Origin of the sequence: Ferruginibacter sp. (assembly GCF_031391665.1) — a bacterium.
Classification (GTDB): domain Bacteria; phylum Bacteroidota; class Bacteroidia; order Chitinophagales; family Chitinophagaceae; genus Ferruginibacter.
Genome location: NZ_JANMUN010000239.1, coordinates 1 through 10,012, shown reverse-complemented (window position 1 = coordinate 10,012; position 10,012 = coordinate 1). Strand labels below are relative to the sequence as shown.

Annotated in this window: 7 protein-coding genes; 5 read left to right on the top strand and 2 right to left on the bottom strand. The window is 35.5% G+C overall.

Annotated elements, in window-relative coordinates:
• The 5 genes from ACY651_RS18230 to uvrC all read left to right on the top strand — a co-directional run.
• Positions 1–1,712, top strand: a 1,712-nt coding sequence (locus ACY651_RS18230) for a TonB-dependent receptor (protein ID WP_462254937.1), incomplete at its 5' end; no start/stop codon positions are given.
• A 267-nt stretch (positions 1,713–1,979) separates the two neighbouring features.
• On the top strand, positions 1,980–2,561 hold the full coding sequence (locus ACY651_RS18225) for an RNA polymerase sigma factor (protein ID WP_462254936.1): 582 nt from the start codon (positions 1,980–1,982) through the stop codon (positions 2,559–2,561).
• Positions 2,562–2,619: 58 nt separating this feature from the next.
• Positions 2,620–4,149 (top strand): hypothetical protein, encoded by a 1,530-nt coding sequence (locus tag ACY651_RS18220; protein WP_462254935.1) that lies wholly within the window; start codon positions 2,620–2,622, stop codon positions 4,147–4,149.
• A gap of 106 nt (positions 4,150–4,255) precedes the next feature.
• Positions 4,256–4,834, top strand: coding sequence for a hypothetical protein (locus tag ACY651_RS18215; RefSeq protein WP_462254934.1), 579 nt, complete (start codon positions 4,256–4,258; stop codon positions 4,832–4,834).
• Between the two features lie 6 nt (positions 4,835–4,840).
• The gene (gene uvrC, locus ACY651_RS18210; RefSeq protein WP_462254933.1) at positions 4,841–6,679 is read left to right on the top strand and encodes an excinuclease ABC subunit UvrC; all 1,839 of its coding nucleotides are present in this window, start codon (positions 4,841–4,843) and stop codon (positions 6,677–6,679) included.
• A 519-nt stretch (positions 6,680–7,198) separates the two neighbouring features.
• On the opposite strand, the gene porN is transcribed toward uvrC, so the two are convergent.
• Entirely contained in the window at positions 7,199–8,227 is a 1,029-nt protein-coding gene (gene porN, locus ACY651_RS18205) for a type IX secretion system ring subunit PorN/GldN (protein ID WP_462254932.1), read from the bottom strand.
• Between the two features lie 20 nt (positions 8,228–8,247).
• Positions 8,248–9,765: a type IX secretion system motor protein PorM/GldM gene (gene porM, locus ACY651_RS18200; RefSeq protein ID WP_462254931.1), complete on the bottom strand. Its 1,518-nt coding sequence runs from the start codon at positions 9,763–9,765 to the stop codon at positions 8,248–8,250.
• Positions 9,766–10,012: the final 247 nt, after the last annotated feature.

Below are 10,012 nucleotides of genomic sequence, written 5' to 3'. Positions count from 1 at the left end.
GTAAAAAATTCGCCTGGTTTCAGGCATATAATTACAGCGATTTTGGCGATTTAAAAATTGGCAGCAACTACAACAGTAAGTATCCCAATTTTGGAAGAAGAAGCCAATACATTGATCGGGTTAATGGCATAGATTCTGTTTTAACCAATCCGGATGACAGGATGCAAAAATTTTCGGGATATAAACAATGGGATATTACCCAGAAATTTTTATTTAAGCAAAATGAAAATATTACGCACTCTGTAAACTTTCAATTATCTAACACTAATAATGTACCCCGGTACGATCGCCTGCAGGATACCAAAAATTTTGGCGGCTCCATTGGTACCACGTTACGTTTTGCCGAATGGTATTATGGCCCACAAAAAAGATTGATGGGCTATTATCAACTTAATGTTACCAACGCAGGTTTTTTTAATGAGGTTAAAGCAAATATTAATTACCAGGCTATTGAAGAAAGCCGCCAGACAAGAGAATACAGGCGCTACGACAGATTTGACAGCCAGGTAGAAAAAGTAAAAGTATTTGGGGCAACCATCAGCGGTCGAAGAATTAAGGGCAATAACGAACTCGCCGTTGGCGCAGATGTTCAATTAAACGATGTAAAATCAACAGCAAGCAGAACTAACTTAAATACCGGCGCCATAAGTAAACTAAATACACGATACCCCGATGGCAAAAACACGATGAACAATTTTGGTGTATATGCCCAGCATACTTATAAATTTAAAAATACAAAATGGGTTTTAAATGATGGCCTCAGGTTCCAGGTAATTCGTTTAAAAAGTAATGTAATGGATAATTCTTTTTTTAATTTACCCGATACAGCAGTTGTACAAAACAATATTGCTGTAACAGGAAATGCAGGAATAATTTACACGCCACAAAAAAACACCATTCTCAGGGCCTCGCTTTCATCAGGATTTAGAACCCCCAATATTGATGACCTGTCAAAAGTTTTTGAATCAAGTACTCCTGCAAAACAAGTGGTAGTTCCCAATGCTAATTTAAAACCTGAGTACACTTATAATTTAGATTTATCTATTAACCAGCGCATTGTTAATAATGTAAATCTTGAGTTAACCGGTTTTTACACTTTATTCAGCAATGCCATTGTAAAAGCACCTTTTAAATTAAACGGGCAGGATTCAGTTATTTACAACGGTGTAAACAGCCAGGTTTTAGCCAGCCAAAATGCAAACAAAGCCAGCTTATATGGTTTTACATTTGGTATAACTGCAACAATTATTTCGGGCCTAACATTTAACAGTACACTCAGTTACACAAAGGGCAGGTTTAAAACAGATAATTCAAAATCTTCTCTTGTTTATGAAAAACAAGCCAATGGCACTTATTCACTTATTAATAAAAATGTTTCCAGCAAGCCATTAGATCATATTCCGCCGGTGATGGGTAAGACAAGCGTCGCCTTTCAGCATAAAAAATTCAACACAGAATTTTATCTTTTATACAATGGCTGGAAATATTTAGACCAGTATAATGCCGATGGAGAAGATAATGCACAATATGCAACTGCGGATGGTATGCCAGCTTGGTTAACTGCCAACCTGAAGGTGAGTGTAAATTTTACAAAGAATGTTCAATTACAGGTTGGGGTAGAAAATATTTTTGACAAAAATTACAGGTATTTTGCTTCGGGGTTTTCTGCCGGAGGAAGAAATTTTATAGTAGCCTTAAGAGCTAACTGGTAAAAAGCCAGTAGTTAATCTATGGCAGAAGATTAATTAAAATTGAAGAATAAAGGCCGGATATCAGTATCTGGTCTTTATTTTATCAGTTAGCAAATCGTTTTACAAAAGCTATAAATACATGACATTAAAATTTATACCTTGCTCCAGCTGTCAGAAATATTGAGTTTTTCCCCATTGTTTGTTAAAAATTTTAAGAATTTAACAATTAAAGCAGCAGTTGTTTACAATAATTTGTCTTAAATTCACAGGGAAAACAAAGCACTAAATATGACGGAAGAGCTAATGCTAGCCGGATGTCTTAAAAATAATGCCGCAGCGCAAGAGGCATTGTACAACCGTTTCAGCCCACGGATGCTTGGGGTATGTTACAGGTTTGCAAAAAACAGGGAAGATGCGGAGGATATGTTGCAGGAGGGTTTTATAAAAGTATTTACCCAAATGCACCAGTACAGAAATGAAGGTGCTTTAGAAGGTTGGATAAGAAGGATTATTGTACATACCTGTATCAATAATCTTAAAAAACATAAAAAGTTCTCTGACAGTTTAGATATCATTCATGCACACAGTGTTTACATTAATGAAGAAATGATACCTTCTATTATGCAGGCAAAGCAAGTGGTGGAATGTATAAGAATGTTACCACTCGGTTACCGTACGGTACTTAACTTATATGCTATTGAAGGTTTTCCGCATAAAGACATTGCAGGCATGCTTGATATTGAGGAAAGCACCAGCCGCAGCCAATATACAAGGGCTAAGGCTATGCTTGAAGAAATATTAATAAGAAAAAAAATTATTCAAAAACCAAAAGAACGAATAAGGCTTGCAGCCTCGGGAACTCAGGGGTAAATTACAGCTTATAAAAATAATTTGTGAATTACCAATAACTAACAGCTTTTTGTGAACGATGGAAACAAATTTTTACAACGACGATTTTGAGCAACTGTTAAAGGAAAAGTCAGACGAATTCAGGATGTATCCTTCTAAACGGGTTTGGCACAGCATATATAACGACTTGCATCCGGGGCGTAAATGGCCCTCTGTTGCGGTAAGCATGCTTTTGATTATTGCTTTATTTATGGCTGGTTACTGGAATAGTAATTACAGCAACTCCGATAAAACACAAAGTATTGCAACTGTACAAAAAAATACTCCGCAGCCCGAAAATATTAATTCAAAAAATATTGTTGCGCCAGTAATTGCTGATAATCTACCCGTGGCCTCTCCTTCTGGTGATGCTAATATTGCAAATTTTTCACAAAAGGATAATTTACAAAAAAATATTGTTGCGTCAGTTAAAGCCAATAATTTAAAAAGGAATCTTTCATCACCAGCAAATAATTCCGGCAACCAAAATACTTTAAAAGAAGATCAGTCATCTCAGCAAAGCAATCCGGCATTTGACTTATCAATAAATACAAATGGCTTAACTAATAAAACAGGAGAAGATGAAATAACCGGTTCACCTATAAATAGTGATGAAGAAATAATTCCCAATGCTGATAATACTCAAAAAACTAACAGCGATTTTATTACCGGCATCTTAACAGCGCCGGTAATTGATATAGAAAATACTGAAGACGGTAACAAAGAAACTAAATCTTTAAAAGCAAATTCGTTTACTGCAAAACAAATATCAACCGAGGATAAAGCATGGATGGAAAATTATGCACTGCATAACAAATCTGAACGTAAAAAATGGAAAGAACGCACTACCGCGACATTTTATGCAACACCAAGTATTGGTTACCGCAAACTTTATAACGATCCTAAATACAATTTCCCTCCAATGCAATCGTCTCTTGCGCTTGCATCGTCAGGGCCGGGTGCCAATCAATCAGTAAATCAAAACCCAAGTTTAGGTATAGAGGCCGGGTTTAATTTTAACTATGCCGTTGCAAAAAACATACGTTTTACTGCTGGCTTACAAGGCAATTTTACCAACTATGCTGCCAGTGCAAATGAAACCAATCATCCGGTATCTACCACGTTAATGCTAATTGATCAAAACACCGGATACACTTATTTGCATTCAAGTTCATCAACACTGGCTAATACTTATGGCTATCAGCCTAAAAAAATACATAACAAAACCTACCAAATTTCTATTCCTGTTGGGTTTGCTGTAAAACTTTACGGCAACGATAAAATAGAATGGTTTTCTGGCGCAACCATTCAACCAACATTTGTATTGGGTGGCAAGGCTTACTTAATTTCGGCAGATAGAAAGAATTATGTAGCTGATGCTTCTGCTATCAGTAAATGGAATTTAAACACCGGTTTTGAAACTTATGTAAATTATAAATTTGATGGCTTTACTTTACAGGCAGGTCCTCAATTCCGCTACCAGTTATTATCTACTTACGATAAAAAATATACTGTAAAAGAAAACCTTTATAATATTGGTGTTAAAGTGGGTATAGTAAAAAGTTTTTAATTTTTTATCCCCTAAAATCTTTGCAACAACCTGAACAGTTGTTGCATTTTTATTTTTAGCATTAATGGGTTTTTGAATTACCGCCTATTACATTTAATTTTGAAATATGAAGTTATTCTTTTTTATATTTTCCATTGTATTGCTGTATGCCTGTAGCAATAATTCGTCAGAAACAAAAACAACAGCAGTTAGTACAGAGCAGGGAAAACTCATTTTTTTCCCTGTTACCGCTTATTTAAAAGGGCAGATTCATGAAATAAAAGAGAAAGGGTTAACCCCAATAAAATACACCACTATTAACAACCGCACCGATTCGGTTATGGTAAAACTTGACAGTTTAAATGTATTGTCTAAAGAGTTTTTACAACCCGAAATTGATTCCACTAATCTTATTAATTTCTTTACCGAATCAAAATTTCTCGATCAAACTATTGATGCTTTTACATTTACATACGATGCAAAAACCAATGTTCCAGATTCGGTATCACTCATACACTGGGATGTATATGTGGACCCGGAAACAAGTAAAGTAAGGCGGGTGTACATAACAAAAAAAAGTGGCAGCAATAAAATACTGCAGTTAACCTGGCAAAGTAATCAATGGTTTAAAATAGTAACTATTGCTTCTGCTGCAGATGGCACTTCAACAATTGAAAAAGAAGAAAAAATTTCGTGGGACTATTAATTAAAAATGACACAACAAGAGTTTTCGGCAATTGCTTCCACAATACCTGTACAACCCGGTATTTATAAATATTACGATGCGGCTAACGAATTATTGTATGTTGGCAAAGCCAAGCATTTGCGCAAAAGAGTAAGTTCCTATTTTTCTAAAACATTTACCAGTTACAAAACACACGAGCTGGTTAACCGCATCCACCATATAGAATTTACTATTGTTAACAGTGAGCAGGATGCTTTTCTTTTAGAGAATACATTGATAAAAGAGTTTCAGCCAAAATTTAATATCAATCTTAAGGATGATAAAAGCTATCCGTTTATTGTTATAAAAAAAGAACCTTTTCCAAGAGTTTTCTTTACCCGGAGAAAAATAAATGACGGTTCTAAATATTTTGGCCCTTACACTTCAGTAGTTAAAGTAAAAGAGCTGTTAGATTTTATAAAACAAAATATTTTGTTGCGTACCTGCAAGCTAAACCTTACAGAGAACAATATTAATAAGGGAAAATTTAAAGTTTGTTTAGAATATCATTTAGGTAATTGCAAAGGCCCCTGCGAAGGTTTGCAAACAGCAGATGATTACAACGAAGAATTAAATCAACTTGCCAATCTTTTAAAAGGAAACCTGTCCTCAGTTATTCAGCATTTTAAAAAAGAAATGAAAGTACATGCTGAAAAAATGGAATTTGAAAAGGCGCTTATCTACCAAAAAAGAATAGAACACCTGCAAAATTACCAGTCAAAATCGGCTGTAGTAAATACAAAAATGGGTACTGTAGATGTGTTTTCTATTATGGAAGATGGAAATATTGCTTATATCAATTACCTGGCCGTTAGTAATGGTGCCATTGTACAAACAAAAACAATTATTCTCGAAAAAAAATTAGAAGAAACTGCAGCCGAAGTGCTGGCTTTTGGTATAGCACAATTACGCACCACTTTTGCCAGCGAAGCAAAAGAAATTATTGTACCATTTAAAATAGAATATCCCGAGCCCGGCACAGAAATAACAATACCCAAAGGCGGCGACAGAAAAAAATTATTAGAACTGAGTGAAAAAAATGTAAACTTTTTCAAGGAAGATCTGAGAAGAAATAAAATGCTGCACCTGGAAGAAAAGACTACGGATGAAAAACTGCAGGTTTTACTTTTATTACAAAAAGATTTACAGTTACAGCAATTGCCCACGCATATCGAATGTTTTGATAACTCTAATTTTCAGGGCAGTTACCCGGTATCTGCAATGGTATGTTTTATTAACGGGCAGCCTGCAAAAGCCGAGTACAGAAGATTTAAAGTAAAAACAGTAACCGGCATCAATGATTTTGCTTCGATGACGGAAGTGGTTTACCGGCGCTATAAACGCTTGATAGATGAAAACAAACCTTTGCCTCAGTTAGTTATAATTGATGGGGGTAAAGGCCAGCTAAGCGCCGCAATGCAAAGCATAAACACATTAAGGGGCCAAGACGGCTATGATCCGTCAGACCCATTAAGACAAATAACTGTTGTTGGCCTTGCAAAAAATGAGGAAGAAATATTTTATCCAGGCGACACTCAATCTATAAAATTACCGTGGGACAGTGAGAGCCTTAAACTAATACGGCGTATAAGAGATGAAGTACATAACCACGGCATTACTTTTCACCGAAACCTGCGGAGCAAAGGCACTTTTAAAAACGAACTGGAACAAATAAAAGGAATAGGGAATGCCACAGCCGATTTACTTTTAAAAGAATTTAAATCGGTAAAAAATATAAAGCTGCAAACTGAAGAAGATTTGGTAAAATTAGTAGGCAGGGCAAAAACAAAAATAGTAATAGACTATTTTAAAAACTCTGCATTATAAACCTCACAGGTTTTGTAATACTATTATTACTTAAAAACTTTCGTTAGCAAAAAGATTTACAATTATAATTCTCTGCATAAACCCTGGGAGGTTTTGGCGGGGGCTTAAAAAAACAAGGGGGCTGGATGGAAATCCTGCCCCGTTTTAAAATCCAATATCCTATGAAAAACCGAGACAAATATACACCGCTGTATAATTATAAAATATACCCTCTTAGTGGTATTTTTTAAAGTAATGATTATTTAATACAGAAAAGTTGCCGAAAATTTTGAGTGGAGTATGTAAGGATAGAAAAAGTTAGACCGGCTAAAAAAACAAGGGGGCTGGATGGAAATCCTGCCCCGTTTTAAAATCCAATATCCTATGAAAAACCGAGACAAATATACACTGCTGTTTAGTTACAAAAAATACCCTTATCGTGGTATTTTTTAAAAGGCGGGTTTTAGTTAGTAAACGGCGCACAAATACAAAGCCCCCGAAAATCGGGGGCCTGTAAAATATGTTTCTTAAATACGTGGCTTAATAACTCCACAAATCCTGCTCGTAGTTAAATATTTTTTCTTTAATATTTTCACCTTCCAGCAATTGAAGAATTGGTTTGTCGCCTAATCCGCCATAATTTTTAATAAAATAATCATTTGGATTATCAATCGTACTTTTAATTATACGGCCATAAAACATACGGCTTTCAAATAATTCTTCCCAGCTCATACGGGCTCCAAAGTTTTTGCCATTATATACCTCGTATTTTGCAAATATTGGGCGCATATCAGGGTAATAAACCCAAAACAATTCTGTTTCACCTAGATTTACACCTAATGACGTTGTTACATTTTTAACAGGAGCAATACCCAGTATTCTCCAAAATAAACGAGAACTTTCTTTATCAAAAATCACTTCCTCTTTTACATGAAATTTATAAAAAGAATCAAGATTTATGTCATTGCGTTGATACTTAACTCCAGTTTGTACACCATTTGCGTCAAATACAGGAACAGCAACTGAATCTCCAGCAACTTTTCCAGAAACCTGGCTTGCATTTAATGGAGTGGTAAATCTATCATCAATAGCATCAAAAACAGTTACAGCGCTATCCTGTATTGCTTTAAATAATATTGAAATAAAACGTTGATTACCATTATTTTCGTCCGCAGAATATTTAAAAGGTAAATTTAATTTTTCCCTTGTATCTATTTCACGCCATATTTTATGTCTGAACAAAGCATCGTCTGCTCGTAAATTTTCATAAGGCAGTGGTGTCCTGTCTCTTAAACTTGAAGTTTCTACAGCTTCATCCGGACGTAAAGATGGCAATACCATTTTAATTGGTAAACTGTCTTTTACAGGCGCTGCAACTACTACAGCTTTAGCTACAGTATCTGCAGTAGCTGTGGTAGGTTTTATTTTTGCCTTGGTTTTTGTTTTAGCAGTCTTTTTGGTAGTTGTTCGTTTAACTGCTGTACGACCCTTTTTTTGAGCTTCGGCTGCGTTAACGAATAACCCTAAACAGATTACTAACAAAAAATATTTAACAAAGTGCTTTTTCATAGCTTTTATAATTATTACGATTAATATAACGCAATTGATTTACCATCTATTGTTCTGGATCCATCAGGACCACTTACTTTAACATTATCAAAAGAGATAACAGAGCCAGGTCCGCATCTTGCCATAAGCGCTTTAACTGGCGCTAAGCTGTTACTGTTTATTGCAGCTGTTTGAACGTTTGCAAAATTTGCGCCAGAGAAATAAACAGTGGCACTAACAACAGTATATTTTGTATCAAAGTCGAATGCTTCTAAATCCGCTCTGCAAAAATCCTGAGCTTTAAAAGCAACAGATGGCATTCTTATTTTACCATCACCCACTTTAAATACCGGATCAGGAATTCTTTTTATACGAAAATCAAATTTGTTGCTTTTCCCATCAGCATTTACTGTAAGGCTTGCAGCACCTGGAGCAGAAACTCTTACTATTCTATTAGAACCAGAACCTGTAATAGTACATCCTGAAGGTGTTACCGTTGTTTTATCCCATCCAGTACCCGAAGATATAGTAACAGGATTATCAACACCAATATAAAATACATTCATTTTATCAAGCATTACTGCCGCACCACCCGGTGTTCCTACTACATACTCCACCTTTTGATTGATTGGAACTGGTTTACCATCTTCGCCTGTAAATGTACCTGTAATTTGTATAGTATGAGGACCGCCACCACTTACTGTTGTTTTATATTCTGTTTGACCATTTACAAGTTGTAATGTAGAACCATTTATTGTAAGTGATCCTTTAGATGCCGAACTGTATGCACCTACACCTGCTTTTACCACTAACTCCTGACCGGGCATTAAATAGTTAGAACTTTGTCCAACCAAAATCCCTACCTGATCCATATGTACTTCTACTGCGCCAATTTTATTATGGCAGTAAGTTACTACCTGGTTTTCTGCATTCTTAATATTATTTTGAAACTTACTCAGCATTGTTAAGGCTGCAATTGTCGGCGTCATATGAAAATAACCCGCTGTAAATTCTTTTGTTCCACCTTCCTGACTTTTAATAGGATCAGTATTTACAGGAAAAGTAGCTGCAAATTGTTGATTAATTTCAGGGTGGATACCAAGCATTTTCTTTTTGTAATCGTCTAACTTTCCTTTTAACACATCACCTTTTCCCTGGGTTTCAAATAATCTTGTAGAGGCATCCAAACCGTCAAGCTTATAATCTTCTACCATCTTTCCGTCTTTCTCAACCATTCTTAAACCAGATCCCTCTTTTAATTCCTTTTTAAGACCTTCTATATAGTCGTTTAATTCTGACGAATATTTTTTTGCATCATTAGCCAAAGGCTGCCAGACTGCCGCTTGTTTTTGACTTTCCGGCTCTTTAAGCTTTTTAGTTAATGATTCATATAAAACTTCATTTGATGCTTTTATGTTTGAGCTGGAGTTATCCAAACTTGTTTGAACTGTTTTAAAGGCTTCGATAACTTCAGCCGAAACGTTTAGCGCCAAAATCGCTGTCAATACCAAGTACATGATATTGATCATCTTTTGCCGGGGCTCTTTAGGTAAAGCCATAATATTATAAATTTACGGGGTTGTTAAGTTAAAATATTGTTTTCTTTTTTAAATTAGTTTAGGCGTTTAGTGGTTTAGAAGTTTGGTGTATCACCAACTGCAAACCGTCAACTAAACCGTAAACTATTTATCTGCCCTGCATTGCACTAAGCATGTTGCCATATACCGAGTTTAATTTACCCAGGTTATTAGCTAAAGCACCAATTTGCTCTTTTGCTTTTGTAGCATCATCCACACTGGCCATCAT

Bases quoted from the DNA above. Each gene is read 5' to 3' on its own strand.
- ACY651_RS18225 (WP_462254936.1), top strand. From the start codon at position 1,980: ATGACGGAAGAGCTAATGCTAGCCGGATGTCTTAAAAATAATGCCGCA.
- ACY651_RS18220 (WP_462254935.1), top strand. From the start codon at position 2,620: ATGGAAACAAATTTTTACAACGACGATTTTGAGCAACTGTTAAAGGAA.
- ACY651_RS18215 (WP_462254934.1), top strand. From the start codon at position 4,256: ATGAAGTTATTCTTTTTTATATTTTCCATTGTATTGCTGTATGCCTGT.
- uvrC (WP_462254933.1), top strand. From the start codon at position 4,841: ATGACACAACAAGAGTTTTCGGCAATTGCTTCCACAATACCTGTACAA.
- porN (WP_462254932.1), bottom strand. From the start codon at position 8,227: ATGAAAAAGCACTTTGTTAAATATTTTTTGTTAGTAATCTGTTTAGGG.
- porM (WP_462254931.1), bottom strand. From the start codon at position 9,765: ATGGCTTTACCTAAAGAGCCCCGGCAAAAGATGATCAATATCATGTAC.